The 25,324-nt window shown below is 30.4% G+C and carries 37 protein-coding genes and 1 riboswitch; of the genes, 24 read left to right on the forward strand and 13 right to left on the reverse strand.

Annotated elements, in window-relative coordinates:
• Positions 1 to 658: 658 nt before the first annotated feature.
• From ML436_04205 to ML436_04225, 5 genes are all read right to left on the reverse strand, one after another.
• Positions 659 to 871 carry a hypothetical protein gene (locus ML436_04205; protein ID UMT78942.1) on the reverse strand — a complete coding sequence of 71 codons (213 nt, stop codon included), beginning with the start codon at positions 869 to 871 and terminating at the stop codon, positions 659 to 661.
• 60 nt (positions 872 to 931) lie between these two features.
• Positions 932 to 1,216, reverse strand: a complete 285-nt coding sequence (locus tag ML436_04210) for a hypothetical protein (protein UMT78943.1) — start codon at positions 1,214 to 1,216, stop codon at positions 932 to 934.
• 85 nt (positions 1,217 to 1,301) lie between these two features.
• Positions 1,302 to 1,871 carry a hypothetical protein gene (locus ML436_04215; protein UMT78944.1) on the reverse strand — a complete coding sequence of 190 codons (570 nt, stop codon included), beginning with the start codon at positions 1,869 to 1,871 and terminating at the stop codon, positions 1,302 to 1,304.
• Positions 1,872 to 2,069: 198 nt separating this feature from the next.
• A complete protein-coding gene (locus tag ML436_04220) occupies positions 2,070 to 2,258 on the reverse strand; it encodes a hypothetical protein (GenBank protein ID UMT78945.1) in 189 nt (62 codons plus the stop codon).
• A gap of 28 nt (positions 2,259 to 2,286) precedes the next feature.
• Positions 2,287 to 2,547: a hypothetical protein gene (locus ML436_04225; GenBank protein UMT78946.1), complete on the reverse strand. Its 261-nt coding sequence runs from the start codon at positions 2,545 to 2,547 to the stop codon at positions 2,287 to 2,289.
• Positions 2,548 to 2,887: 340 nt separating this feature from the next.
• On the opposite strand from ML436_04225, the gene ML436_04230 reads away from it, so the two are divergent.
• On the forward strand, positions 2,888 to 3,091 hold the full coding sequence (locus ML436_04230) for a sterile alpha motif-like domain-containing protein (GenBank protein ID UMT78947.1): 204 nt from the start codon (positions 2,888 to 2,890) through the stop codon (positions 3,089 to 3,091).
• On the opposite strand, the gene ML436_04235 is transcribed toward ML436_04230, so the two are convergent.
• Positions 3,088 to 3,324: a hypothetical protein gene (locus ML436_04235; GenBank protein ID UMT78948.1), complete on the reverse strand. Its 237-nt coding sequence runs from the start codon at positions 3,322 to 3,324 to the stop codon at positions 3,088 to 3,090. The genes ML436_04230 and ML436_04235 overlap by 4 nt on opposite strands.
• Positions 3,325 to 3,548: 224 nt before the next feature.
• Here ML436_04235 and ML436_04240 point away from each other — a divergent pair, with 224 nt between their 5' ends.
• Entirely contained in the window at positions 3,549 to 4,130 is a 582-nt protein-coding gene (locus ML436_04240) for a phosphoglycerate mutase family protein (GenBank protein ID UMT78949.1), read from the forward strand.
• Positions 4,131 to 4,197: 67 nt separating this feature from the next.
• Here the strand turns inward: ML436_04240 and ML436_04245 are convergent, their stop codons facing one another.
• The 3 genes from ML436_04245 to ML436_04255 all read right to left on the reverse strand — a co-directional run bounded on the left by ML436_04245 (position 4,198) and on the right by ML436_04255 (position 6,296).
• Positions 4,198 to 4,815 carry a LysE/ArgO family amino acid transporter gene (locus tag ML436_04245; protein ID UMT78950.1) on the reverse strand — a complete coding sequence of 206 codons (618 nt, stop codon included), beginning with the start codon at positions 4,813 to 4,815 and terminating at the stop codon, positions 4,198 to 4,200.
• A gap of 165 nt (positions 4,816 to 4,980) precedes the next feature.
• Positions 4,981 to 5,472, reverse strand: coding sequence for a GNAT family N-acetyltransferase (locus ML436_04250; GenBank protein UMT78951.1), 492 nt, complete (start codon positions 5,470 to 5,472; stop codon positions 4,981 to 4,983).
• A 401-nt stretch (positions 5,473 to 5,873) separates the two neighbouring features.
• A complete protein-coding gene (locus tag ML436_04255; GenBank protein ID UMT78952.1) occupies positions 5,874 to 6,296 on the reverse strand; it encodes an organic hydroperoxide resistance protein in 423 nt (140 codons plus the stop codon).
• 148 nt (positions 6,297 to 6,444) lie between these two features.
• Here ML436_04255 and aroD point away from each other — a divergent pair, with 148 nt between their 5' ends.
• Together aroD and ML436_04265 are read left to right on the forward strand one after the other, a co-directional pair.
• A complete protein-coding gene (aroD, locus tag ML436_04260) occupies positions 6,445 to 7,164 on the forward strand; it encodes a type I 3-dehydroquinate dehydratase (GenBank protein UMT78953.1) in 720 nt (239 codons plus the stop codon).
• Positions 7,165 to 7,245: 81 nt separating this feature from the next.
• Positions 7,246 to 7,785: a nitroreductase gene (locus ML436_04265; protein ID UMT78954.1), complete on the forward strand. Its 540-nt coding sequence runs from the start codon at positions 7,246 to 7,248 to the stop codon at positions 7,783 to 7,785.
• 136 nt (positions 7,786 to 7,921) lie between these two features.
• On the opposite strand, the gene ML436_04270 is transcribed toward ML436_04265, so the two are convergent.
• On the reverse strand, positions 7,922 to 8,242 hold the full coding sequence (locus ML436_04270; protein ID UMT78955.1) for a thioredoxin family protein: 321 nt from the start codon (positions 8,240 to 8,242) through the stop codon (positions 7,922 to 7,924).
• Positions 8,243 to 8,384: 142 nt separating this feature from the next.
• On the opposite strand from ML436_04270, the gene ML436_04275 reads away from it, so the two are divergent.
• From ML436_04275 to ML436_04310, 8 genes are all read left to right on the forward strand, one after another.
• Positions 8,385 to 8,741, forward strand: coding sequence for an arsenate reductase family protein (locus ML436_04275; GenBank protein ID UMT78956.1), 357 nt, complete (start codon positions 8,385 to 8,387; stop codon positions 8,739 to 8,741).
• Positions 8,742 to 8,898: 157 nt separating this feature from the next.
• Complete coding sequence (gene gcvH / locus ML436_04280) at positions 8,899 to 9,279, forward strand: glycine cleavage system protein GcvH (GenBank protein ID UMT78957.1); 381 nt, start codon at positions 8,899 to 8,901, stop codon at positions 9,277 to 9,279.
• Between the two features lie 178 nt (positions 9,280 to 9,457).
• Entirely contained in the window at positions 9,458 to 10,336 is an 879-nt protein-coding gene (locus tag ML436_04285) for a DUF1963 domain-containing protein (GenBank protein UMT78958.1), read from the forward strand.
• 966 nt (positions 10,337 to 11,302) lie between these two features.
• Positions 11,303 to 11,689: a toprim domain-containing protein gene (locus ML436_04290; GenBank protein ID UMT78959.1), complete on the forward strand. Its 387-nt coding sequence runs from the start codon at positions 11,303 to 11,305 to the stop codon at positions 11,687 to 11,689.
• Complete coding sequence (locus ML436_04295; protein ID UMT78960.1) at positions 11,682 to 11,978, forward strand: thioredoxin family protein; 297 nt, start codon at positions 11,682 to 11,684, stop codon at positions 11,976 to 11,978. Before ML436_04290 ends, ML436_04295 begins: the two co-directional genes overlap by 8 nt.
• Before the next feature lie 57 nt (positions 11,979 to 12,035).
• A riboswitch (SAM riboswitch) is annotated at positions 12,036 to 12,139 on the forward strand.
• Between the two features lie 88 nt (positions 12,140 to 12,227).
• The gene (locus ML436_04300; protein ID UMT78961.1) at positions 12,228 to 13,253 is read left to right on the forward strand and encodes a methionine ABC transporter ATP-binding protein; all 1,026 of its coding nucleotides are present in this window, start codon (positions 12,228 to 12,230) and stop codon (positions 13,251 to 13,253) included.
• The gene (locus ML436_04305; protein ID UMT78962.1) at positions 13,246 to 13,941 is read left to right on the forward strand and encodes an ABC transporter permease; all 696 of its coding nucleotides are present in this window, start codon (positions 13,246 to 13,248) and stop codon (positions 13,939 to 13,941) included. Before ML436_04300 ends, ML436_04305 begins: the two co-directional genes overlap by 8 nt.
• Before the next feature lie 17 nt (positions 13,942 to 13,958).
• Positions 13,959 to 14,780 (forward strand): MetQ/NlpA family ABC transporter substrate-binding protein, encoded by an 822-nt coding sequence (locus tag ML436_04310; protein UMT78963.1) that lies wholly within the window; start codon positions 13,959 to 13,961, stop codon positions 14,778 to 14,780.
• 142 nt (positions 14,781 to 14,922) lie between these two features.
• Here ML436_04310 and ML436_04315 read toward each other — a convergent pair whose 3' ends face one another.
• The 3 genes from ML436_04315 to ML436_04325 form a co-directional block, all read right to left on the reverse strand.
• A complete protein-coding gene (locus ML436_04315; protein ID UMT78964.1) occupies positions 14,923 to 16,143 on the reverse strand; it encodes a site-specific integrase in 1,221 nt (406 codons plus the stop codon).
• A gap of 308 nt (positions 16,144 to 16,451) precedes the next feature.
• Positions 16,452 to 17,546: an SAP domain-containing protein gene (locus ML436_04320; GenBank protein ID UMT78965.1), complete on the reverse strand. Its 1,095-nt coding sequence runs from the start codon at positions 17,544 to 17,546 to the stop codon at positions 16,452 to 16,454.
• Between the two features lie 26 nt (positions 17,547 to 17,572).
• Entirely contained in the window at positions 17,573 to 18,145 is a 573-nt protein-coding gene (locus ML436_04325) for a helix-turn-helix domain-containing protein (GenBank protein UMT78966.1), read from the reverse strand.
• A gap of 171 nt (positions 18,146 to 18,316) precedes the next feature.
• Between ML436_04325 and ML436_04330 the strand changes: the two genes are divergently transcribed.
• The 12 genes from ML436_04330 to ML436_04385 all read left to right on the forward strand — a co-directional run bounded on the left by ML436_04330 (position 18,317) and on the right by ML436_04385 (position 25,322).
• Positions 18,317 to 18,538, forward strand: a complete 222-nt coding sequence (locus ML436_04330) for a helix-turn-helix domain-containing protein (GenBank protein UMT78967.1) — start codon at positions 18,317 to 18,319, stop codon at positions 18,536 to 18,538.
• Positions 18,539 to 18,811: a helix-turn-helix domain-containing protein gene (locus ML436_04335; protein ID UMT78968.1), complete on the forward strand. Its 273-nt coding sequence runs from the start codon at positions 18,539 to 18,541 to the stop codon at positions 18,809 to 18,811.
• A gap of 11 nt (positions 18,812 to 18,822) precedes the next feature.
• Complete coding sequence (locus ML436_04340) at positions 18,823 to 18,978, forward strand: pathogenicity island protein (GenBank protein UMT78969.1); 156 nt, start codon at positions 18,823 to 18,825, stop codon at positions 18,976 to 18,978.
• Positions 18,963 to 19,166 (forward strand): pathogenicity island protein, encoded by a 204-nt coding sequence (locus tag ML436_04345; GenBank protein ID UMT78970.1) that lies wholly within the window; start codon positions 18,963 to 18,965, stop codon positions 19,164 to 19,166. Before ML436_04340 ends, ML436_04345 begins: the two co-directional genes overlap by 16 nt.
• A 1-nt stretch (position 19,167) precedes the next feature.
• Entirely contained in the window at positions 19,168 to 19,551 is a 384-nt protein-coding gene (locus ML436_04350) for a pathogenicity island protein (GenBank protein UMT78971.1), read from the forward strand.
• Positions 19,552 to 19,845 carry a DUF1474 family protein gene (locus ML436_04355; GenBank protein ID UMT78972.1) on the forward strand — a complete coding sequence of 98 codons (294 nt, stop codon included), beginning with the start codon at positions 19,552 to 19,554 and terminating at the stop codon, positions 19,843 to 19,845. It begins immediately after the preceding gene.
• Positions 19,846 to 19,932: 87 nt separating this feature from the next.
• Complete coding sequence (locus ML436_04360) at positions 19,933 to 20,802, forward strand: primase alpha helix C-terminal domain-containing protein (protein ID UMT78973.1); 870 nt, start codon at positions 19,933 to 19,935, stop codon at positions 20,800 to 20,802.
• 13 nt (positions 20,803 to 20,815) lie between these two features.
• Positions 20,816 to 22,525, forward strand: a complete 1,710-nt coding sequence (locus ML436_04365) for a DUF927 domain-containing protein (GenBank protein UMT78974.1) — start codon at positions 20,816 to 20,818, stop codon at positions 22,523 to 22,525.
• Between the two features lie 329 nt (positions 22,526 to 22,854).
• Positions 22,855 to 23,235: a hypothetical protein gene (locus ML436_04370; protein UMT78975.1), complete on the forward strand. Its 381-nt coding sequence runs from the start codon at positions 22,855 to 22,857 to the stop codon at positions 23,233 to 23,235.
• Positions 23,232 to 23,873, forward strand: a complete 642-nt coding sequence (locus ML436_04375) for a pathogenicity island protein (protein UMT78976.1) — start codon at positions 23,232 to 23,234, stop codon at positions 23,871 to 23,873. The genes ML436_04370 and ML436_04375 overlap by 4 nt, the downstream gene beginning before the upstream one ends.
• Positions 23,874 to 24,390: 517 nt before the next feature.
• On the forward strand, positions 24,391 to 24,732 hold the full coding sequence (locus ML436_04380; protein ID UMT78977.1) for a pathogenicity island protein: 342 nt from the start codon (positions 24,391 to 24,393) through the stop codon (positions 24,730 to 24,732).
• A gap of 11 nt (positions 24,733 to 24,743) precedes the next feature.
• Positions 24,744 to 25,322 carry a pathogenicity island protein gene (locus ML436_04385; GenBank protein ID UMT78978.1) on the forward strand — a complete coding sequence of 193 codons (579 nt, stop codon included), beginning with the start codon at positions 24,744 to 24,746 and terminating at the stop codon, positions 25,320 to 25,322.
• Positions 25,323 to 25,324 lie beyond the last annotated feature (2 nt).

The following is a 25,324-nucleotide window of genomic DNA, read 5'->3' on the forward strand; positions in this document are numbered from 1 at the left end:
TCAAACAGTCCTCATTATAGGGCTGTTTTTTTTATACTATTTTTGAGAGAATGAGCCAGAAATGATAAAAAATTACTCATGATTTTTTATGTAGTTGTTCTTACAGATTATCTCCAGCTAATGCGTCCTTAAAAAATAGGAATACATGAGCAAAACTAATGTATAAGAAATACTAATTTCTAAAAAAGTAGTTCTTTAATGATAAATTATCTACATAATACAGCCAGAAGAATAGACCACAGAAAAATGATCAGCACATGAATGGATCTATTTAACAAATATATAACAGTACTCGCTACTCATAATAGCAATTATTATTAGTTTTACTTAGCAAACATATACAAAAAATTAAATTCTTAAACAAAAAAACCGCCAATACAGAACTTTAATAATGACGAGAATTAAAGTCTGTATATGGCGATAACAAGAAGTAATGTTAAACACTCAAAGTGTTTAACATTAATAGGATACCATATCGGATTATATCTTACTACTTAATTAATAATTTAACTAATCAACTTTTTGTTAATTTTTTATTAAGAGTGATTAATTATTGCGAAAATTTAATGTTTTTAAAATCTCATAATAATTCAGTAATCTCATTTCCATTTAAAAAGTGAAACATTAAAATAATTAAATGAAAATATTGTGTTTAGATTTATCTATCGAATATATTCAACTCTAGCGATTTGATATCTACTGAAATAACTAAGTTTTCATCATTATTCTTAATTTGACCATTTGTTAAATCAATTTCCGATAGTATTTTAAAGCTACCGTTAGGCAAAGGTCTTACTATCGACATTTGCGTTTCGTTTTGTTGAATTAAAAATGGTTGAGTTGATTGGTTATTGATATGCCATTCATTCATTTTAGTAAGTTCTCCTGTTCATTAGTGATGTTGTATTGATTTTAACGAATGTATTAGTTATCAACCAAAACTTTGCTCAATTTCGACAAATGTTTTAGTTAATATTGAAAGATTATAAATATTATCCTCTTCAATATCTCCGTGCAAGTAGTCTTGTTCAATTAGAACTATGCAATTTGCATAAAAGTTTTCGTAGTTCCTATCACAAAAATAATCTTCTTGTGCATTTTTAGCATCACCAAAATAGTTAGCCTTAGTTTCTGTATCGCCGTTATTTGAGCGTTCAATATATAATTTATAAAATTTAGCTATCGTATATTTTTGTTCTTTAGTTAGTTTATTCAAATCTTTGGCCTCCTGAAACATCGTTTATATGTTATACCCAATTTATTGAAAAATACCAACTAAATTAATCGCATTTTCAATGTCTTTAATATGTTTTTACAAGTTTTAAGCGATATTGATCTGTAAAATTATCTTTTATAGCGTACGGAGAAATTATTAATAAACCATGACTTCTAACAGATTTTTCACTAACACCAAATTTATAACCTTGATAAATTATTTTCGTACAATATGTGAAGTTCTTACTATTTAAATTTAATGTAACAAGATAGCGGTGGTTTGTGTTTTCATAGTTTTTCTTAACCCAGTCGGCAGCTTTTTTACCAGCTCCAGGATAGGTACAGCGATAGACCTTCATCCAGTCGTTTTTACCGCTAGCATATATATATTTAAATGACTCAAAGGATTGTGTTGTAGGTTTATCACCTGGGCCCTCAATCTGTAAAATGGTTTTATCATCAATGGCAATACTGCTATGGCCAAAAAATCCCCACATAACTGGACCTTTAGTGATAATTATGTCGCCAGGTTGTAATTTAAAATGATCATCTTTTATTTCTTTATATTTATTATCTGCAATAGTTGAAGGTGCACCAATAGGGGAAATGACAATGAATAATAAGAGGATAATGATTGTATGTTTTATAAATTTCACTTAAAAGCTCCTTGTTAAAAAAATGTATGTAATTAATTGAAACGAGTATGAGACTAAAATGAATGTCTCATTCGCTTAGAATGCTTAAAATATATATTAAATATTAATGTATGATGATATAAAATGTCTATTAAGTATATAAAAACAGCCAAAGACATCAATAGTGAATGTCCCTGGCTGTTATTATCATATGTTCTTTTAAAGAATGCCAAAAATGAATGTATAAATTAACATTGCGAATCCAAAAATATAGAAAATAACGGCAAAACTTAAATAAGATTCTTTTTTAGATTCTTTAGCAGTTTTTTTCATTAAGACAAATATAAATGTACCAGCAACGATAAAAATTAATGCTAGCCAAAATAAAATTGCAAAATGTAAAGTCATGTGAAACCCTCCTTATAAGTCGTAATCGTTAATTAATAAAATCATAGAAAATGGGATAAATATAATAAAGAACGAGCACGATGTTAATAAAAAATAATATTTCACTTAACCAGAATTTAGTAATCATTGCAATGGTAAACGATACAACGAGTATCGAACCGCAAATGATAATGCCAGGCAGGAGCCAACACAAATCATCTAAATCTTCGTTATATGTAATCATAATATTAAAGATAGCAAATATGATTGTAATAACTAAATTTATAGCATTTAATTGAATGTTTTTCATGATTGACACCTACTAATATAAATATAGCTTCTTATTGAATATCATAACACTATTTTGCAAAAGGTAAATAAAAAGTAAAGTTATTTTTAAAATATTATTTGCTCAATATTAAAGTTGGTTAATTGAGCGAACTTATTAAATAAAATAGGAATCAACCTATCATTTCAGGTTTAAATGGCATTTAAATGCAGTAACTTTTGTATTTTCCGTCACATTTTATAAAATTGAACAATAAAAAATGTGCAAAATGACTTTTGCACATTTACAAATATTAGTTTTCTGATAAGATTAATAGCAACACTTTAAAAAAGCACGTATCAAACGTAGGAGAGATGGTTATATGACTTTTTATAATTACATTATGAGTTTTCAAAATGATAATACACCTTTCGGCATGTTAGCAAATTACGTTAATGAAGATAAAGCATTCCCACGCTTAGAAGAAAGTCATCAAGTTATTAGAGCCTATGTTTTGTCTCATTATAAAGACCATCAATTAATTGAAACTACAAACAGAGCTATAAGTTTATATATGATAAATTAATTTGAATAATACCAATTGTGATGAATTAATGCATCCCAAATATCTTTTGTTTTAAAGTTTATTTCATTATTTCTTATCGAAAATGGTGTAATAATGTCTTTATCTAACCAAGTGTTGATAAGCTCATTTGGTACACCATCTAACAACATTTCACTTTTGCTAATTATAAAACATTCCCAGTCAAGTGAAACATTTTTTGGATTCACATAATTACATTGATTATGATTATCCATAAATACTCACTCCTTTAAGTTTCTGTAATCTTCATTGCATTTTACCCATTAATATAATCTTTCAAACCAAAATCATAGTCACTTTTCAAAATATGTATATTAAAATCCCATGCTTTTCACTGTTAAAAAAGTTTAAATAATGGTTTAATATATTCGGTACTCATTTTAATAAAAAGATAATATATTTTGAGCTATCAATACTTTTTATTGAAGAGGTGTTATTGTTGGCTAAAACGTTATATTTAATGCGCCATGGTCAAACTTTGTTTAATTTTAAGGGACTAATACAAGGATTTGGAGATTCTCCATTAACAGAATTGGGGATTTTGCAAGCTGAAAAAGCACGTAGTTATTTTGAAAGCAAGGGGATAAACTTCGATTTATATGCATCATCAACACAGGAACGTGCAAGTGACACACTTGAAAATGTCGCGCCTAACCAACCATATCATCGTTTAAAAGGATTAAAAGAATGGCACTTCGGATTATTTGAAGGTGAGTCTGTATATCTATTTGATAATTTATACAAACCTGAAGATTTATTCGGAGATCGCATAGTGCCTTTTAAAGGTGAATCAAAGCAGCATGTTGAGGATCGTATGGTTAAAGCTTTGCATGAGCTGATGTCTCAAACAAAGGATAATGCATTGGTTGTAAGTCATGGAACAATTATAGGAGTGTTTCTCAGATATTGCCTAGATAAAAATGAGGCATTGAAACATAATATAGGTAATTGTAATATTTTAAAATTCAAATATGACGATGGAACTTTTAGCTTTGAAGAGTTGATTGATCCAAATTTATAATATGTAAAGCGTTACACTTAGACAAGTTCGAGTCTTTGATGTAACGCTTTTTAATGAGACTGAAATTTTAAAATAATAGTTGTAGCAGTTTTTGTAAAATCATAAGAGCCACAATTATAATGATGACACTTGAAATTTTGTTGATAATTAATAATAATTTACCAGTTTTGTCGATAGAACCTACGAATTTACCTAATATTGCAAGTAAAAAGAACCAAAACCATGAAACGCTTATACATGCAATAGTAAATGCAATTTTATCTTTGTCATTGTATAGTGCAGCGCTACTACCAATGACACCAATTGTATCTAATATGGCATGAGGATTTAGTAGTGATACAGACAAGGCAAAGCTAACTTGTTTCATTGGTGACATTGCTTGTACTTGGCTGTTCACTGAAGGTTTGTCATTCCAAATTGTCCAAGCCATATACAGTAAAAATATTAAACCAATTATATAAATAATTGCTTGAAGAATGGGCATCGACATAATAATGATAGATGTACCAATAACAGCAATTATAATTAATAAACTATCTGACAGTCCTGCTGTAAGAATTGCAGGTAATGCATATCTATATTTCGATTGGTTTGCACCTTGGTTAAATATAAACACATTTTGTGCTCCTAATGGCAATATAAGTCCAATCGATAAGATAAAACCATGTATTATTGCTTCTAACATAAAGCTGATCTCCCTTTTAAAGTATTGAAAATTCTGAAAATATATAATAGAAGCATATCAAATAAAATAAAACTGCTCAATATAAGAGCAGTTTAGAAAGGATTCATTTTGCTAATATGATTTGAATTTATTAGAAATGAAGAAATATATAAATATAAAACTGAATTACTTATTAATCAAATCATAAAAAAGCCAATGTTCATCAAAATAAGAATTGCCTATTTTAATTGCATTTTTTTCAAAACCGAGAATGTCGAATCCTAGAGCACTATAAAAAACTTTAGCGCCTATATTGTTTGATACAATTGATGTAAGTACAGATTCGTAGTTATTCTGTCGTGCATAACTAATGATGTAATTAATGAGCTCGCTATTAATCGATTTATCGTTGTTATTAACAAAGTTGTATTTAATTAATGATTTGTGCTCTTTTCCTACATATCGAATTTGTTCTAGCGTAGCCGTAGCAACGAGTGTGTTACGGTCATAACAGCCAAAGACGATACATGTTGGTAAAGTTTCATCTAAAATGTCATGTATTAAGGTGTCAGTCATAGTTTGACTATAGTGTGAATCTTGAGTGAATTCTTCTTTGACTGTCGAAACGAGTCGTTTATACTCATTAAAATCATCATTTGTTAATGTTTTAATTTTCATTACTGACCTCCTTAATCATTATTAAGAAAGATTTTGTGCAAAAAATTTTCTTAATTACATATTAAAATGTTTATTAAAATTTTGCAATCATTGATTTAAATGCGCATTCTTGTAAATTGAGAATTAATTTAATTAAAATTCTGCTTAAGTTTTTGTTTATTATGAATACGTAGGCGAATAAAACTTCAACTTTCAAATTAATATAAATTGGCAGAAACCTTGATAGTATTGGAACCGGTACCACTTATGGACAAATAAAAATGATCTATTTTTCATTAGAATTAATATGAATTTACTATGTTAATCTTAATGAAAAACCAACCAAAAATCACCTGGAAATTTGGTTGGTAAATGTGAATATTATGTGAAATATTACATTTGAATTTATCTAGCCTAATTTATTAATCAACTATACTTACATTTAAATCAACTTTAACATTTCCATGAATAGCTTTTGAATATGGACAAAACTCATGTGCCATTTGTAAGTATTTTTTAGCTTCATCTTGAGATAATACATTTTTAACTTTAGCTTCTATTGCAACACTTAATTTAGGACTTTCTGAATTTGAATCGTCTTCTAATCTCACAGTTACTGTTACTTCTGGTTTTGCATCACGAATTTTGTGTTGTTTTAAAATTAGGTCAAACGCACCATTGAAACAAGATGCGTATCCTGCTGCAAATAATTGTTCAGGATTTGTTGCTTTTCCATCTGCTTGTGCTGGTGGAATGATATCGACATCTAATGCATGATCATCTGTATAAACATGACCTTTACGACCACCGATATTTGTAGCTTTTGTTTCATAATGAATTGCCATTACTATGACCTCCTATAATAAATTACATTTATGCTTTACCCATATTAATATTAGGTAATCATCATTGATTTTAGTAACGTATCATTGAATGATGAAAAGTAGTTGTTTACAATAAAATATAATGAGCGACTGAAAAGAGGGATTTACCATGAAGACTGTGGAAGTGGTTGCTACTATCGCACCGCAAATTCAAATTGATGAGACTTTACAAAAACAAATAAATAAGCGGAGTGATGTAATTGACATTATTGAACTTCGGATTGACCAACTTGAAAATATTTCAGTTGATGATGTGTCAAGGTTAGTTATAAAACTAAAAACTTTACCAAAAATAAATAAAGTTTTAGTTACATATCGTACAATCAGTCAGGGGGGGAGTGGCGAAATTACAAGTAATTCTTATATGAATTTATTGTCATCCCTGGCAAATGTTAAAGAGATAGATATGGTTGATATTGAATGGGATAAAGATATTGAGCTTGAACGTTTCCAACAAGTCATTAAAAATTTACAAGTACAGGATAAAGAAGTGATCATCTCGCATCATAATTTTAATGAGACACCGTCTTTAGATGAGCTACAATTCATTTATTTTAAAATGCAAAAGTTCAACCCAGAGTATGTAAAGTTAGCAGTTATGCCACGGAATAAAAACGACGTCTTAAATTTATTACAAGCTATGGCTACTTTTTCAGACACGATGAATTGTAAAGTAGTAGGTATATCTATGTCTAAACTCGGATTAATAAGTAGAACAGCACAGGGGGTCTTTGGTGGCGCGTTAACATATGGATGTATAGGAGAACCTCAAGCACCAGGTCAAGTTGATGTGGTTGATTTAAAAGAACAAGTGTCATTATATCAATAAAATGTAAGTCGTTTGCTTTTAAAGATAGGCTGCATTATAATTGAGAAGTATTATCATTGTTCGTGGAGGAGCGATTTTATAATGGAATTACAACAAGCAATAGCTAATAGAAGAAGTGTGAAAAAGTTTAAAAGAGATATGCACATAGATGATGCATTGCTATACCAAGCAATCGAAAAAGCTGCTGATGCTCCAAATCACGGAATGAGGGAACCTTGGAGAGTTGTGCATGTTCCAAAAGATCGATTAGGAGAAATGAGTAAAGATATATCTAAATTTGCATTTCCGAATGAATTAGATAAGCAACAATCTCATTATGATGCAGTAACGAACCTTGGTGGTATGTTATTACTTATTTTAAAAACAGACCCTAGACAACGCCAAAATGATGAAAACTATTTTGCGTTTGGTGCTTATACTCAAAATTTAATGTTATTACTTTATGAAGCGGGAATTGGTACATGCTGGAAATCACCATTATATATTTATGATCCGAAAGTAAGAAAAACATTAGGAATTAAAAAAGATGAAGTTTTAGCTGGATTCTTGTATTTAACAGATTTAGAAGATCATATGCCTAAAGCGCCGCGAAAAAACAGAAATTTAATTACATTATATTAATAAGATGAGATTTAGAAAAAAGCTGAGACACTTTGATGTGCCCTTAAAGTTAGAATTCATACTTTTTAAGGATTCATTACAAAGTTGTCCCAGCTTTTTATTATGTTGTAAATACTGTCAGTATTCAGTAATATTACTATTTAAATGTTTCAGCTAAAAATGATTCCACTTGTTCAGGAGATTTTGCATTAGCTGAATGTAAATGGGCAATTTTGTCACCATTTTTGAATACTAATAAACTAGGGATACCCATGACTTCGTTTTCAACCACTACATCTTCTAATTCATCACGGTTAACGGTATACCATTCGTAGTTATTATATTGTTCTACAATTGGATCAATCCACATATCCATTGCACGACAGTCAGGACACCAGCCTGCTTCAAATTTAACTATCACTGGGTTATCATTGTTAATTACAGATTTGAATTCTTCATTACTTTTAATTGCTTGCATAGTTACAACTCCTCTTGTATGCTTGATAATTTTATTATAGCTAAACTTCTTGTTTATTAAAAAATTTTAGCCTCAAAATAAAAGCCTTTTGCCATGGAAAATGATATATTTATGTTAAATATATAAAGGAGGTAACAGTCGCATGATTAAATTTTATCAATATAAAAATTGTACAACTTGTAAAAAGGCAGCAAAGTTTTTAGATGAATATGGCGTAAGTTATGAACCAATTGATATTGTTCAACATACACCTACAGTAAATGAATTTAAAACAATTATTGCTGAAACAGGTGTTGAGATTAATAAATTATTTAACACACATGGTGCAAAATATCGTGAACTAGACTTAAAAAATAAATTACAAACGTTATCTGACGATGAAAAATTAGAATTGTTATCATCAGACGGGATGTTAGTAAAACGTCCATTAGCTATTTTAGGTGATAAAATTACGTTAGGATTTAAAGAAGATCAATATAAAGAGACTTGGTTATCATAATAATAATGTAATCGTTTACTAAATGTCTCGATATTTAGAATAATTACATGTAAAATGAAAGAGGCTATTCAATTGTTAATTTTTATAAATATAGTTGAATAGCATCTAGCCTTATGGCATCATTAAGGTTGTAAAGAACAATTAGGAGGGGATTCTCTTGGCAGTACCAAATGAATTGAAATATTCAAAAGAGCATGAATGGGTTAAAGTTGAAGGCAACGTTGCAACAATCGGAATCACAGAATATGCGCAAGGCGAGTTAGGTGATATTGTATTTGTTGAATTACCTGAAACTGATGATGAAATTAATGAAGGGGATACGTTTGGTAGCGTAGAATCAGTTAAAACTGTATCAGAATTATATGCGCCAATCTCTGGTAAAGTAGTTGAAGTCAACGAAGAACTAGAAGATAGTCCCGAATTTGTAAATGAATCTCCATACGAAAAAGCATGGATGGTAAAAGTAGAAATTAGTGATGAAAGTCAGATTGAAGCATTATTAACAGCTGAAAAATATGCAGAAATGATTGGTGAATAATCACTACGTAACTCCTTAATTTAATATTGAGGAGTTAATTTTTGGTCTGAGTAAGTAAATAATACGAAATGAAATTTATTAGGTACTATATTTTAAAACAATGCTTTATTTTATTATTTAAGAATGACGAAGATAATGTATTAAGTTATTTTAAAAATATAAATTGGGGGAAATTAAAATGCTAAACATTCAAGACGTTAGTCATCTTTCTAAAAAGGAGCAAAAAGCATATAACCGTTTCGTAGAATCCGTAGAAAACGGTAATTTACCAGTATTACCATGTATTGAAATGAATCTAAAAGAGATGAAAGAAGAAACATTGAATCAGAGTAAAGTTGGTGGAATACCATTTTTAAAATCTTTTAAAGATATACCTTTAGATGAAAATAAAGTACCGATGATATTGTTAGCGCAAATTAATTTGAGTCAACTTCCAGAGCAACAAGAAATATTTCCTGTAAAAGAAGGAATATTGCAGTTTTGGATTAGTTCAGAAGATCCAATGTATGGTATGTCGGAAAATTTAAAAGAAAACAACATCAACTCGAGACTTGTTTATATAAAAGAGCCAATCACCGATTTATCATTTGAAGAAATTCAATCACATATGAAGTCAAGAGATTCAAACAATGGGAATATACCGTTTAGTGGGGCATTTTCTATTGAATTTAAGCTGACGAAACAAACAATCACATGTGCTGATTATAAGTACGATGAAGACGTCCTTGCATTATGGAATAAAGTCAATCCATCCTTTAAATTAAAATCAATGTTTGGCGACTATGATGAATTAATGGAACCTGTGTGTAACACATTTACTGCTAAAGAACCATATAATCAAATTGGTGGTTATCCTTATTTTGATCAAAGAGATCCAAGAACGAATGATCAAGAACTGAAAATGTATGACAGAGTGTTATTACAAATTGATTCCACGAGAGATGGAAGTTCTTCAATTATGTGGGGCGACCTTGGTATTGCTAATATCTTAGTTAAGTCTTCTGACCTTGAGGCTATGAAGTTTGATGATTACATGTATTCTTGGTATTGCAGTTAACACAATCGTAAACTAAATGATTAACTTTAGTAAAATGTATTATTAAACAGGCTGGGACATAAATCCCTAAAAAAACAGCAGTAAGATAATTTTCAATTAGAAAATATCTTACTGCTGTTCTCTATTTATACAATACTTCGTATTGAATGGCTTCGCTATGCCCGTCTGGCACATAATTGTAAAATTCTATAAATAGAATTTTTGATGACGGGTCCCTTCCTAGGGTGCCGTCTCAGCCACCCCAACCGGCACATTGTTGTAAGCTGACTATATGTCAGCTTCTGTGTTGGGGCCCCTGTCTTCGACTGGCACTGCTCCCTCAGGAGTCTCGCCATTAATACTACGTATTAACATGTAAATTTACTTTTAAATACTTTAAAAAATAAGACACTTAGCCCAACTTGCACATAAATGTAAAATTCAATAATTTGAATTTTTTGTGTTGGGTCCCTTCGTATAATTTAATAAATATCACTAAACTAAATTAACGAGGTGACTTACGTATAAAAATTATAATATGACCCAACATACACTACCAATAGAAACTTCTGTTAGAATTCCTCAAAATGATATTGCGCGATATGTTAATGAAATTGTTGAAACGATATCTGATAGTGAATTCGATGAATGAGGAATAGATAAAATTAAACGAGAGCTAGGTTTTGTATTAATGGCACTTAATATAAGGAAAATAGCAGCTCAACGAGCTGTATATTATCAAATACATTTGAAAAAAACTGATTCCTATCAAATAATCAGTAGAAATCAGCTTTTTTACATTGCCTAAGAACTTAGTGTCTCAAGCTCTATTTAGTTATTCAAATTGTCCTTGAAAGCCAAAAATTATTAATATTGTAATCGTTACATTAAGCTTGCTTAAATTTTTTGTGATTTATGTTTTATTCAAGCTAATAATGTGAAATGATACAGTGACAGGTTTTTATTGATTTTTAAAGGGTGATGATTATGGCTATTGTAAATAAGGTAATAATTGTTGAAGGAAAATCAGATAAGAAAAAAGTACAACAAGTCATTGCAGAACCGGTAAATATTATTTGTACGCACGGAACGATGAGTATAGATAAAATAGACGATATGATAGAATCTTTATATGGGAAACAAGTTTTTGTGTTAGCAGATTCTGATGACGAAGGTGAACGAATTAGGAAATGGTTTAAACGCTATCTAAGTGAAAGTGAACACATATTTATAGATAAAACCTATTGTCAAGTTGCTAACTGTCCTAAAAAATATTTAGCAAATGTACTTACTAGACATGGTTTCAATTGTAAGAAAGAATCATCTCTCATACCGAATTTAAATACTGAAAGGTTAGTTTTAGCGAATGAATAATTCAATTGACATCACAGATGTAACGACGCATTATGAGGAAGAAAAACATTTAATCTTTGGTTATACACCAACATGTGGTACATGTAAGGTTTCAGAAAGAATGTTAGATATTGCTAATGAAATATTGAAGTTACCTTTAATTAAAATAGATTTAAACTTTCATCCTCAATTTTGTGAAGATATGCAAATTATGTCAGTGCCGATTTTATTATTAATGAATAAAGATAAAGAAGTAAAACGAATTTATGCTTTTCAATCGGTGACTGATTTATTAGAAAATTTAAAATAGTTATTGACGAATTTTTACTAAGGTGTTAGGATTAATACAAATTAAATGATGCGTAAACTCTTATCGAGAGTGGTGGAGGGATGTGCCCTGCGAAGCCCGGCAACCGTCTTATATAGAAATGGTGCCAATTCACATAAAGTTATGACTTTTGAAGATGAGAGAAACAATACTTCTATTGCTTTCTCAATTTTTCTATCGATTTGAGAAAGCATTTTTTATTTTTATATAGCAACACAGGGAGGAATAAACGTGATTGAGTTAAAAGAAGTCGTCAAAGAATATCGGACTAAAAATAAACAAGTACTTGCTGTAGATCACGTTAATTTATCGATTAAATCGGGATCGATATATGGCGTCATTGGATTTTCTGGAGCAGGAAAAAGTACTTTGATTCGTATGTTTAACAATTTGGAATCGCCTACATCAGGTGAGGTCATTATTGACGGAGATCACATTGGGCAATTATCTAAAAATGGACTTAGAAAAAAAAGACAAAAAGTGAGTATGATTTTCCAACATTTTAATTTATTATGGTCAAGAACAGTACTTAAAAATATTATGTTTCCGCTTGAAATTGCTGGTGTACGTAGAAGAAAAGCGAAACGAAAAGCTTTAGAACTAATTGAGCTGGTTGGTTTAAAAGGGAAAGAAAAAGCGTACCCATCTGAGTTATCTGGTGGACAAAAACAACGTGTGGGTATTGCACGCGCATTAGCTAACGATCCGACAGTTTTACTTTGTGATGAAGCAACAAGCGCACTTGATCCGCAAACGACAGATGAAATTTTAGATCTTTTATTAAAAATTAGAGAGCAACAAAACTTAACAATCGTCTTAATTACACATGAAATGCACGTTATTCGTCGTATTTGTGATGAAGTAGCTGTTATGGAAAATGGTAAAGTGATTGAACATGGACCGGTTACTCATGTATTTGAAAATCCTCAACATGCAGTAACAAAGAGGTTTGTGAGAGAAGATTTAAACGATGATTTTGAAGCATCTCTAACAGATTTAGAGCCATTAGACAAAGACGCTTACATTGTTCGATTGAATTTTGCAGGTTCAACAACTACGGAACCAATCGTATCGAGCTTGTCTAGCGCATTTAATATCAAAATAAATATTTTAGAAGCTAATATAAAAAATACAAAAGATGGAACAGTTGGCTTTTTAATTTTACAAATTCCGTTTATTACAAACGAAGATTTTGGAAAATTCAAAAAAGAGTTAATTGAGCGACAAGTTAAAGTGGAGGTGTTAAGACATGGGTAAATCATTTAGCGATATTATTAATGAAATGATAACAATGCCTAATGTGCAGTGGCCAGATGTATGGACTGCAATAGTCGAAACACTTTATATGACTGTCGTTTCAACTATATTTGCTTTTATTTTAGGTCTCATCTTAGGTGTTCTTTTGTTCTTATCTGCAAAAGGTAAGTCTAAAGGTGCTAGAATTTTTTATACAATTGTATCTTTTGTCGTAAACCTATTTAGAGCTATACCATTCATTATCTTAATCCTTTTATTAATTCCTTTTACTAGTTTGGTACTTGGAACAATTAGTGGGCCAACAGGTGCATTACCAGCTTTAATTATAGGTGCGGCACCATTTTATGCTAGGCTTGTTGAAATTGCTTTTAAAGAAATTGATAAAGGTGTTATTGAAGCGGCTTGGTCAATGGGAGCAAACACTTGGACAGTCATTCGTAAAGTGCTTTTACCCGAAGCAATGCCAGCGTTAGTTTCTGGTATTACAGTTACAGCAATAGCTTTAGTAGGTTCAACTGCGGTTGCTGGAGTTATTGGCGCAGGTGGTTTAGGTAATTTAGCCTACTTAACAGGATTCACTCGAAATCAAAATGATGTCATTTTAGTATCAACAGTTTTTATTTTAATTATTGTATTTATAATCCAATTCTTCGGGGATTGGCTTACAAATAAACTTGATAAACGATAAATTGGGGGTTTCATTTTATGAAAAAATTATTTGGATTTTTATTAGTATTAACATTTGCAGTTGTATTAACAGCTTGCGGTAATGGAAATAAAGGTGGCAGCGATGACAAGAAAATTACAGTCGGTGCTTCACCTGCACCTCATGCTGAAATTTTAGAAAAAGCAAAACCATTATTAAAGAAAAAAGGTTATGATCTTGAAATTAAAACAATCAACGATTACACTACACCTAATAAATTATTAGATAAAGGTGAAATCGATGCAAACTATTTCCAACATACACCTTATTTAAATACTGAGAAAAAAGATAAAGGATACAAAATAGTAAGTGCTGGGGACGTTCATTTAGAACCAATGGCTGTATATTCTAAAAAATATAAAAGCTTAAAAGAATTACCAAAAGGTGCAACAGTATATGTTTCAAATAATCCAGCTGAAGAAGGACGTTTCTTGAAATTCTTTGTTGACGCAGGACTAATTAAAATTAAAAAAGGCGTAAAAATTGAAGACGCGAAATTCAGCGATATTACTGAAAATAAAAAAGATATCAAATTCAACAATAAACAATCAGCAGAATTCTTACCTAAAATTTATCAAAACGAAGATGCTGATGCGGTTATCATTAACTCAAACTTTGCAATCGAACAAAAACTTAATCCTAAAAAAGATTCAATTGCTGTTGAAAGTGCGAAAGACAATCCATATGCTAATTTAATTGCAGTTAAAGAAGGTCATCAAGATGATAAGAAAATTAAAGCATTAATCGAAGTATTACAATCTAAAGATATTCAAAACTTCATTAATGAAAAATACAATGGGGCAGTAATTCCTGCTAATTAATTGCAATTAAATAATAAAACCCTTTAACAACAATAGTTAAGGGGCTTTTTTATGGTGTTGGAAATAGAAAAAGGGCATAAAAGGGGCAGTATATGCAAATTATCGAATTTTAAACAAAAAAATACGCTCAGATTTGAGCGCATTATCCAAGCTTTACCTGTTCAAGTTTGTTCATCATATCCTTATCCATCTGTTCAGTAACGTGTGAATAAATAGAAAGTGTTGTACGGTGGTCGGAATGGCCTACACGATCCATAATAGCTTCAAGTGACACTCCTTGTTGAGAGAGTAATGATATGTGGCTATGTCTTAATATATGTGAAGAAATTTCTTTTTCAATACCCACATCTTTAGCTGATTCCCTAAGGATTTTATTGAATCTTTCAGTCTGCATTGGGTTGCCTTTATGATTAGTAAATACAAAATTTCTATTTAGATATCCATCATTCCATTTTGAATCCTTTTTGTTCTCCAGTATTGCTTTCTTTAATATCTCGCAACTTCTGCTACTCAATCCAATTGTTCTATAACTAGACTCTGTTTTAGTGGTATCTTTTACACCGAATCCACCAGATTCATCGTGAAACCAATGGATGGTTCCGTTAATATTTAAACTCTTATTATCAAAGTCTATATCTTCATTTTTAATGGCTAACATTTCACCAATACGCATACCATTTAAGGCTTGGAATTCTGTCATGAGTGCAACGAATAAATAAAACCGCTTATGGATACCTGAGTGCATCTTCTGAGCCTTCATATTAATATCTTTGATGATAGATTGTATTTCATTTAATTCGAGGTATTTATTACGTTTAGCTTTCACTTCATCATAAGACTTAATCCTTTTATTTAACGTTATATCTTTTAAAAATTCTAAATCTTGCAGTTTGTAGATGCGTCTAGTGTATTCAAATACATTTTTGAATATGCTTAACGCATCTTTGTTTACTTGATATACATAACCTTTACTATCCATTTCATCGAAAACTTGTTGTGCATATGAAAGTGTTATTTTATTGATTAAAATATCTTCATCTACAAATTTCTTCAAAGTGTTTAGCTTACTCAATTTAGTTTTAATAGTTGTTCTTTTTGACCCAGACGTTTTGATATAATTCTGAAACCACTCATCACATGCGACATGAAAAGTTAATGATTTTAACGTTGTCGGTGTATTATCATTCAGTTTTGCCTCTATACGCTCATTTAAGCGTCTCTGAGCCTCTTTCTGCGACTGCTTACCATTCTTATTGAGAACCACGCTAACACGTCGCCATTTATTTGTGAGAGGGTCTTTGTACTTCTCATAATAGCGATATTTAGTTTCACCATGTTTATTAGTAAATTTCTCGTACCACATGTGAGTGAGCCTCCTAAAAGTCATATTTTGTCATTCTTATTTCATTTTCTTTTTTAATTTTTTCTAAAACATAGTTTATAGTTGGAAGGTTATTTAATGTAATATTTCTATTATTATAAATTTGAGCAAATAGTAATTCGCAGATTTCATCACAAAAGTTTTTATCTGTATCTTCGAAAGATTTAATATCTTCATAGAATAAGTTTTTAAATAAACGTCTACTAACGTTGTCTATAAATAACATGTTTTCATAATATTCAAGATGATAATTAAAATATATAAATAGTCTATCTATAATGTTTTCTTCACTAGAGTATAGGAAAGTCTGCTGAGTGGATACCTTGTGTTACTGATAAATAAGTAGCATAATTAGTATATTTTCTTATAACGTCTTTATCTTTATTAGTCTTTTTATAGTAAAGCACTAAACTATTTATGATATTTGCTGTTCTATGATCTGAATTATTTGATTTTTGATTTTGTTGTAATAAATAAAAATAAATATACTCTATTTTATCATCTATATTTAATACTTCTTTTGCCATTTTATGTGCTGAACCTAATGAAATAATTGGACTGTTATAAAAGTGTAAAATATATTCCGTTTCACCAATTATTTTATTCCCCTTTGAAGTTGGAACATATACTTGTGGTAGTTTAATCGCATTTTCATCTATATTAGTTTTGATTCTTTCTATCAATTCTGGCTTATTTCCACTTAATTTGAGTTTATATTCTCTTAATATTTCTTTTAATTCTGGGACTTTAAGATAAAATAAAGAAACATCAAAATTCGATTTTATATCTAGATAATCTAAGTTGATTAATTTGTTTAGAATTTCATCTACATTAATTTGGTTTTCTAGCAAATAAAAATGATTTTTAACTTCTTTTCCAACTTCTCTATTTTTATTTAGGTGCAATATTAAAATATCGTTAGCATTTAAATCATAATGATAATTATTGTTGTTATCATCTTTAACATCTATAACTAAATCTTGATTATTTTCTTGGACATTTTCATTCAATTTTACTTGGTCTTTATTTAATGTATTAGTTTTATTGTTTGTAATTGACTTTACCTGTTTTACTTTTTTAGTATTATTAGTTTCAATATCATGTGTGATATTATTTTTCCTAATATGGTCATTTGATTGAACAGTGTTAAACTGAGTCGTCTTAGAATTAGATATATTTTTGTGATTAGTATTGGATTTATTGCTTTTATAATCTAAATGATTATGCTTAAACAATTTAACTATACTAAATACAATAAGAGATATAAAAATAGCAAACATAAAAATATCTATAAAAGTCAATTTATTTTGAGTAACTTCATTTATTCCTCCAAATAGCATTAAAATAGAAAATATCAATAGAAAGCAATAAAATATCTTTTTCATTATTTTCCCCTTTGCTTAATTTTGTATTATTTTTGATTTTCATCATTATATATTCTTTGAATTACTGAATTAACAATCTCGCTTAACATTTTTTTATCGCTTTCTGATAAAACTTCATTAAAACCAAGAGAATTTTTGTTATCTATGCCACTATAAAACAGCTTATATTCAGACTGGTTTAATAGCCATTTTAAATCAAAGTAAGGCTCGTCTATTTCCTCAATTTGGTATTGATTAAATTCGTTCATAGTAAGTTTAATTTCTTTTCTTTGGATTTTACTTGAATGCTTTTTTTGTTTTTCTCGGAATTTTTTAACAAACTCGTCATATTCTGTTCTCAATTGTTCATAGCTTATTTTTTTGTTTTCACTAAATATAGTTAGTAATTTTTCAATATCATCATGCATTTGAGATTGATCCATAAACAATACATACCAAAATAAAATATTTTTAGATGGAAAGCGCTTACCATTTTCTAATTTACTAACATACACATCTGATACACCTAAGTACTTTGAAAGAGTATCTAAAGTTAAATCTTCTGCTTTTCTAAAATTTTTAAGAATGTTTGAAAAATCTTCAAGACTATTTTGTTGCATGTTTTATCAATCCTCCTGTAAATATCCTATTGTCTATGTTGATTATTATACTTTTATTCTTATTGTTCGTAAACAAGTAATTAAAAACTTGCCAAAAGGAAGCTAAGATGTTACTATTTGTTTGTAAACAAAATTAAAGTTTACAAACATTTAGCGTGAGGAGGTGTTTTTATGATTGCTAAAGTGAATTATTTGAAACGTTTGATTGCATTTGAAGGATTGAGTTTAAAAGATTTTGCAAGCGAAATAGAAGTGAATTCTAACTTTTTGAATTCCATTGTTAATGGTAAAAGAACGACATCCCCAAAAACAGCTAATAAAATAGCGAAAAGACTCAATGTTGATATAAAAGATATTTTCATCTTTATAGAAGAAAAAGAGGAGGTCAAATAAATGGCTAGAACAAAGTTGAAAGATATACCGACTAAGGAAAATACAATCAGTGAACCAAAACAAGTTGTAGTAAAACCACTGTTTGCTAAACCAAACGCGCTAGCAAGTATTTTTGGTATTTCGTATAGTTCGACAAATCGTATTTTAAAAGAGTGGGAGAAAGATCCTAAAGGTGTTGACGATTTGTATTATTCATTGTCATCAACTATGACGGTTATCAGTATTCCTAGATTTGAGGAGTACATGAAGAAACGTCATAAAAAATGGATGTAGGAGGCAAGGCAATGAAAATGTACTTAACTTATATTTGCTTAGTTTCATTGTTAACAATACTATTACTAGCAATATCTAACATGTATGTCGCTTTTAGTGTGTACGGCATGATGGTAACTTATGGATTTAATTTAACAGGAGAGATTACAACGTGCGAAAACAAGTGATTATTACAAAAACAGTAGTTGGCTGGTACAACATTAAAGATACTCAACATAATTTAATGTTAAATATACCGCCAAAAGTATTTGAACAGTGCTTTCCTGATGTTAGTAAAGATGTTCAAGTTGCGTGTTTAGAAATGGATTTATCAAAAATTACAGAAATTAAAAATAAGAAAAAGGTAGGTAGTTAAGATGAAAATCAAACAAAAATATCAATTATCAAAAGTGGTTAAAGTATTAGAAGTAGTATTATACGAGAAAAGTAAAACTTATGATGATATTAGTTATCTCAATGAGGATACAGCATTTTATGAATATGCTTTAAAGTTAGTTCATAATGGATTGTTCAATATTCTTGCTGAATTAGATTTTGAAGATGAAGCATTTTTAATTCTTGATGAAGTAACAATGACGCTAAGTGATGTCATGAAAGAAACACAACACGTTTACCGTTATAGTGTCATAGACGAAAAAGGTGAACATAAACATACAACAGATCGCAAAGGACACGTGATTGGAATGTTAGAGTGGGCATTAGATTACATTGTGGGAAATATTGAAGTGGAGGAATTATAAATGAATTGGGAGATTAGAAATTTAATGTGCAATATAGAGATAGTAAAAGAAAAGTTGGAAGATGTAGCGACTACACATACATGGTTTGTAGATGAACGATTTAGGAAGAGATCGTTAAAAACTAAAGAAGAAGCGGTTAATTACGGTCTAGCGTATAACGAACATAGAATTCACAACGAACAAGTTACAGAATTAATGCTTACTTATTTGAAAGAATTAGACGGTTTAATGAATAAGTTTCATGAAATAGAAAAAGCGTCACTTCAAGCCGACCAAAGCGAAAGTAACGCATAGCATTTAATAAAAATAACAGAGTAATTTAAAAATTACATATTTTTATTATAACATTTTTTACTCTGTGAATCACTAGAGGTGCAAAAAATGAATGAAATTAAATTAGAATATGACACACATGTTTCAGTGGTACATTATGAAAGTTTAGACTCACGTTCATTTAAGAGCTTTTCAAAACCTAAATGGAGTAAGTTAATTAATAAACTGTCTGTGCCTATAGAAGCAAATTATAAGTATGCACGTGGTGTTGCTGTTTACGGTGATATTAAAAATGGTGCAAATGATCATGGTGAAATTATCAAAAAGCATCGCAATGACGTTAATGTCGTATACAGAGATGTGATTGTACTTGATTACGATGAAACAAATGATTTAAAGCAATTACATGAAGCAATCAGCTCAGCTTTAAGCAATGTTGCATGGTTTTGGCACACAAGTTACTCGCACAGAACTGAACAAGCTAGAATACGCCTGTATATCCCTCTAAATGAGCGGATAAGTGCAGATGATTATCGTAAATATTCAAAGGTATTAGCAAACAAAATTGGTCATAAAGTTGATGAAGGTTCATATCAGCCAAGTAGATGTTTTGCATTACCAGTTATTCAAAAAGGGCACATATTTATTAAACGAGTGAATGACTGTCCAATTATCGATGTTGATATGCTCGAACAGTGGTCGAAGGAACTTGAACAATCAAATGCTAGTCCTAATGTTATAGGGTACACGCGACGTGATAGTGCGTACTGGCGTGAGTTAAGCTTTGGAACAACCGAAGGCAATCGTAACAATGCACTAGCTAGCTTAGTTGGGCATTTATTAAGATGTCGCGTCAATGATTATATTGTGTATTCATATGCTTTATTATGGGGGCAATTCGCATGTAAACCACCTATGAAAGAACAAGAAATCAACGCCACTTTTCAATCGATATTAAATAAACACTATAACAATTAGAAAGGGGCTTTGTATGGAAACAGGTAAAAGTGATGTACTTGATAAAATTGAAAAAATTAATAAAAAAGATAGTGCCTTACAAGAAATTATACCGAAAGGCTATGAAATTGAACATCATCAATGCGGTGTTGCCTTATATCAACTTATACCAAGTAAAAAAGAAGGTGAACCAGATAAAAAGGTTTTTATCACAAGTACAATCCCTCAAATCACTGAACGCTTTGAAGATATTGAAAGTAACGAAGTCAGCTTTAATATGCTTTTCTATGACAATAAAACGCCTGTAAATATAGCAGTGAGTGCCGAAGAAATTTCAGATAGTCGTCAACTCTTGAAATTGGTTAATAAAAAGCTAGATGTAACATCGTCGACATCTACTAAACTTGTTGACTATATTAATGTATCTAAACGGTATAATCCACCATTAAATGTTAAAGTTGCAACGCGTTTGGGGCATGTGAAAGGTTATTTTATTTATCCTTATCAAGAAGTAATGAAAGACAGCAATGTCAAGTTGTTTAGCAATGATAAAGGGTTTCAAAAGTTAATAGACTCTTTTCGAAGTAAAGGAACACTACAAGGTTACTCTAAAAAGGTGTTTGCTCAAATAAAAGATTTACCAATGGTGATGGTTATGTTGTATGCATCTTTAGGTTCGGTTTTATTAAGAGAATTTGGATTACAGCCCTTTATTGTAGAAATATCAGGTAGTACATCCACAGGTAAAACATTCACACTCAACTTAGTATCAAGTGTTTGGGGAACCAGTGACCTTATTACGACATGGAGTTCTACTCAAAATAGTATTGAATCGATGGCGTCATTTTTGAACTCATTTCCAATGTTTAAAGATGATACACGTAACACACATCCTAAGTTTGTTACCAGTGCCACATATAACTTTTCTAGTGGCGAAAGCAAATCAAGAAGTAATATTAATTTAACACTAAACGCTAAAAAAGAATGGCGAAATATTTTAATTTCTACTGGTGAATCATCTATCGCAAATATGGCTGATGAAAAAGCGGGTGTATCAGCACGTGTAGTTACACTACAAGATCCACCATATCCAGATAATTTTGATTTTACCACATTAGACAAATCGTTTAGGGAGAACTATGGAACGTTAGGGTTGGCATTTATTAAACAATATGAGTCTAAAAAAGACGTGTATAAGAAAGCTTTTGAGAGCTATCAACGGTATTTTAATCAAAAAGGTAGTAATGAAATCATGCAACGTTTAGGACGCGCCTTTGCGTTACTACAAGTTACCGGTGAGGTTTTGAATGATATTGATGGATTTGAACATGATCATTTTAAAATTATTGAACAAGCCTATGACAGCATGGTTAAAAACAATAAGACGATTGATAAACCTAAGCAACTGTTAGAGGAACTATTACAATATTTAGATGCGAATAGAAATAATATTGCTGGTGATGGTTATAGTTCAGTCAAAAATGGCGACATCAAAGCTATATATAAACGTGATTATTTATGTATATTAGGTGAAACAGTCAAAGAGAAGTTAACACACGAATTGCAGACCATCACTGGACAATGGGACAAAAAAGGATATTTAATTAAAGGTGAAAAAGACAGGTTACAAAAACAGGTCAAACATCAAACGGTAAAGTATAGGGGATTTGCTATAAGGCGAGAAGTACTTGAAGAATTGGGTTTTGACTTTTCTAATTCATATAATCCTAATTCTGATTATTGATAAGTACCCATCGGTACCCGTTGAGTACCCAATAAAAAAATAAAACGGGTACTCAATAAACGCAGTAATATCAAGTCTCTAAAGCCATAAGTACCCGAAGTACCCAATGTTTATTAATAGTATTTAATTAAAATAAGTTGTTTTGTAAGAACATTCATATAATACAGGTTTCCTATTATATAAAATACGGGTACAACGGGTACTTTTTGCATAAAGTAACGTAGTGATAAGAGTTTGATAGTACCCGAAGTAAAAGAATCACTGGGGACTCACTGGGTACTAGTCCTCTACTAAAATAAAAAACATCAAATTAATGCTGGAGGTTACACATGGATAAAGAACAACTTAAAAAGTATATATACGATTATGTAAAAGAATATAAGGAGATACCGATATATCAGTTAGAAGATTTGTTTAAAGAACTGAATCACGACTATATAGGGAGAACTAGTATCACACACGATAAGGATGAGAATATTGTGTTTTGGAGTGGATGGAACAAAATTACAATGTTTGGGTTGATTGAATTAGTTAAAAGTGAACAACTTGATTTAGTGTATAGAGGTAGTTTTGTAATGCGTTATTTGTTGGATGGTAGAGTTCCTAATTTACCATTAGCTATTTGTTATCCAGAAGATGGACAACAAACTGACGTGCCCTCATGGGTGCCTATGGTATTAAGAATAAATAAAGAGGAGAAAATCAAATGAACTTAGAAACTATCGTAAACCAATTTGAAACACGAGCAGGCACGTTACTAAGGTACTACACAGGATTATTAGAACATAGTAAAGTGCAACCATGTTGCTTTAAGTTATACAATGATCCATTTGATATGGCATACGTGATGATGAACAGCAAGCTATTCGGTCATGTATATATTAAAGATTGTAAAGTAAGGCAATCATTTGAATTAGCGTCACCTAAGCACACTGAGGGGCTTATAAGAAGCATAGAGGGACATTATGTGGGTTATGAATTACATGACGGTAAAAAGCTTTCTATTAGTGATATGATGGCTAGTCATTTGTTTGAAGATGAGTATTTTATGTATGGATTACAAACATATGCAGAATCAAATAATAGTGATGTGTTTGAGTACCTAGAAAATGGATTTGATACAGATACACTTGAGGGCATTCAATCAAGTAATACTGATATGATAGCGAATATTGAAATGTTGTATCAGTTAGCTACGGGAATCAATGAACCAGCACCAGAGTTAGTTGAGGGATTGAAATTAGTAACTGAGTTTGTACAAGATGAGAATGCGATACAAGAGGATTACAAGGCTTTAGAACGTAAATTGAATGATTTAAAAGCGTCTTACTATAGCTTGAGTAAATAATGTTATGAGGGGTCACATGTAGTGTGTGGCTCCTAATAAAATACTACGATTTTATACGAGGTATAGCAGTTTAAAATGGTTGAGGTACAGAACTTTAAAAAAGTATGAAACGTTGATATTAAGCTATTTTATGGCTTTGAAAATAATAAGGTTATATAAAGGTATTAGCTTTTAAAATCGGAAGGTATACAGTCTTTGAGAATTGAAAAAATGGCAAGATTTGTGCAAGGTGTGCGAACTTTGTTAACGCTAATACAAGCTAAAGTGTGTGTTTTTGGTATAGGCCTAAAACTTAATTTTGTTCGCTATTTGTTCGTGCTATTTTTATCGAACTTAAGTTCTGTATTAAGTTAATGTGAAAAGCCTAATGTTAAGTTTATAACATGATTTTATAAGTGTTATATACGATAAGCTAAACAATTGATAAAACGCGCTATAAAGCGAACGTAAGTTTGTTTTAGACCTGTAAAAATGGTATAATTTAGATATGGAATAATTAAAATAAAGGGGTGTAGAAATGCAAAGTATCGCAGAAAAAGAGACGTATCATTTACCCACCGAACACCTGCAAGTTTTCAATGTGATAAAAAATACGTCCAATAAGTATATTACTAAAACTAAAATCTTAAATCAATTGGGATATGAATATAATTCAAGCAATGAACGATGGTTACGAAGAGTAATCAATTCATTAGTATATGATTATGGCTATCCTATCGGGTGCAGTTATAAACCTAGTGAACGTGGTTATTACATCATTACGACAGAACAAGAAAAGCAACAAGCGATGAGAAGTATTAAGAAATTAGCTGATGGCAGTATGAAACGCTATGAAGCTTTGAAACGAATTAAAGTGTAAAGGGGATAAAAATGAAAACTGAATCGTACTTTAAAGAATACAACCAATTTGTAATAGATCAACAAAAGGCTATACAAGAATTGAAACAAGAGCGTAATGCATTGGAGAGTAAAATAAAGATAGATAAGTCCACATATAAACAGTTAATCATGGATGGACAAGATGATAAAGCAGATAACCTATATCAAGCAACAGATGCTGATGAAAAGAAACTAAAAGCACTTAATAAACGCTTAGAGACAAAGAAAAGTGTGTCGAAAGAAGTTAAATATCAAAAGACAATTGAATTATTAAAACATCAAAGCGAGTTGTCATCATTATACGAATCAGAAAAGCAATCAGCTTTAGGTAAATTAAAAAAAGTAGTCGATGCATATAATGAGATCATTGATGAAATAGAAGATATTAATGATAGATATGAAGATGAGCATCAGCAATATGCGAGTATTTATAGTCAAGAACAATTATATGATGATAAAGAGGCTAGGGAAGCATTGAATGGCTACTTTAGAGAAAATATATTTACATCATATATTAATGGTAATGATTTGCCATACGAACACAATAACAAGTTGTTTTTAAAACGTTAAAA

Origin of the sequence: Staphylococcus roterodami, assembly GCA_022493055.1 — a bacterium.
GTDB lineage: Bacteria > Bacillota > Bacilli > Staphylococcales > Staphylococcaceae > Staphylococcus > Staphylococcus singaporensis.

Bases quoted from the DNA above. Each gene is read 5' to 3' on its own strand.
- ML436_04245 (UMT78950.1), bottom strand. From the start codon at position 4,815: ATGTTAGAAGCAATAATACATGGTTTTATCTTATCGATTGGACTTATA.
- aroD (UMT78953.1), top strand. From the start codon at position 6,445: ATGAAGACTGTGGAAGTGGTTGCTACTATCGCACCGCAAATTCAAATT.
- ML436_04255 (UMT78952.1), bottom strand. From the start codon at position 6,296: ATGGCAATTCATTATGAAACAAAAGCTACAAATATCGGTGGTCGTAAA.
- ML436_04315 (UMT78964.1), bottom strand. From the start codon at position 16,143: ATGTGGTACGAGAAATTTACTAATAAACATGGTGAAACTAAATATCGC.
- ML436_04220 (UMT78945.1), bottom strand. From the start codon at position 2,258: ATGACTTTACATTTTGCAATTTTATTTTGGCTAGCATTAATTTTTATC.
- ML436_04385 (UMT78978.1), top strand. From the start codon at position 24,744: ATGAAAACTGAATCGTACTTTAAAGAATACAACCAATTTGTAATAGAT.
- ML436_04295 (UMT78960.1), top strand. From the start codon at position 11,682: ATGAATAATTCAATTGACATCACAGATGTAACGACGCATTATGAGGAA.
- ML436_04310 (UMT78963.1), top strand. From the start codon at position 13,959: ATGAAAAAATTATTTGGATTTTTATTAGTATTAACATTTGCAGTTGTA.
- ML436_04275 (UMT78956.1), top strand. From the start codon at position 8,385: ATGATTAAATTTTATCAATATAAAAATTGTACAACTTGTAAAAAGGCA.
- ML436_04230 (UMT78947.1), top strand. From the start codon at position 2,888: ATGACTTTTTATAATTACATTATGAGTTTTCAAAATGATAATACACCT.
- ML436_04265 (UMT78954.1), top strand. From the start codon at position 7,246: ATGGAATTACAACAAGCAATAGCTAATAGAAGAAGTGTGAAAAAGTTT.
- ML436_04355 (UMT78972.1), top strand. From the start codon at position 19,552: ATGAATTGGGAGATTAGAAATTTAATGTGCAATATAGAGATAGTAAAA.
- ML436_04340 (UMT78969.1), top strand. From the start codon at position 18,823: ATGAAAATGTACTTAACTTATATTTGCTTAGTTTCATTGTTAACAATA.
- ML436_04380 (UMT78977.1), top strand. From the start codon at position 24,391: ATGCAAAGTATCGCAGAAAAAGAGACGTATCATTTACCCACCGAACAC.
- ML436_04305 (UMT78962.1), top strand. From the start codon at position 13,246: ATGGGTAAATCATTTAGCGATATTATTAATGAAATGATAACAATGCCT.
- ML436_04350 (UMT78971.1), top strand. From the start codon at position 19,168: ATGAAAATCAAACAAAAATATCAATTATCAAAAGTGGTTAAAGTATTA.
- ML436_04360 (UMT78973.1), top strand. From the start codon at position 19,933: ATGAATGAAATTAAATTAGAATATGACACACATGTTTCAGTGGTACAT.
- ML436_04370 (UMT78975.1), top strand. From the start codon at position 22,855: ATGGATAAAGAACAACTTAAAAAGTATATATACGATTATGTAAAAGAA.
- ML436_04225 (UMT78946.1), bottom strand. From the start codon at position 2,547: ATGAAAAACATTCAATTAAATGCTATAAATTTAGTTATTACAATCATA.
- ML436_04335 (UMT78968.1), top strand. From the start codon at position 18,539: ATGGCTAGAACAAAGTTGAAAGATATACCGACTAAGGAAAATACAATC.
- ML436_04330 (UMT78967.1), top strand. From the start codon at position 18,317: ATGATTGCTAAAGTGAATTATTTGAAACGTTTGATTGCATTTGAAGGA.
- ML436_04290 (UMT78959.1), top strand. From the start codon at position 11,303: ATGGCTATTGTAAATAAGGTAATAATTGTTGAAGGAAAATCAGATAAG.
- ML436_04270 (UMT78955.1), bottom strand. From the start codon at position 8,242: ATGCAAGCAATTAAAAGTAATGAAGAATTCAAATCTGTAATTAACAAT.
- ML436_04320 (UMT78965.1), bottom strand. From the start codon at position 17,546: ATGAAAAAGATATTTTATTGCTTTCTATTGATATTTTCTATTTTAATG.
- ML436_04365 (UMT78974.1), top strand. From the start codon at position 20,816: ATGGAAACAGGTAAAAGTGATGTACTTGATAAAATTGAAAAAATTAAT.
- ML436_04285 (UMT78958.1), top strand. From the start codon at position 9,458: ATGCTAAACATTCAAGACGTTAGTCATCTTTCTAAAAAGGAGCAAAAA.
- ML436_04205 (UMT78942.1), bottom strand. From the start codon at position 871: ATGAATGAATGGCATATCAATAACCAATCAACTCAACCATTTTTAATT.
- ML436_04375 (UMT78976.1), top strand. From the start codon at position 23,232: ATGAACTTAGAAACTATCGTAAACCAATTTGAAACACGAGCAGGCACG.
- ML436_04250 (UMT78951.1), bottom strand. From the start codon at position 5,472: ATGAAAATTAAAACATTAACAAATGATGATTTTAATGAGTATAAACGA.
- ML436_04235 (UMT78948.1), bottom strand. From the start codon at position 3,324: ATGGATAATCATAATCAATGTAATTATGTGAATCCAAAAAATGTTTCA.
- ML436_04325 (UMT78966.1), bottom strand. From the start codon at position 18,145: ATGCAACAAAATAGTCTTGAAGATTTTTCAAACATTCTTAAAAATTTT.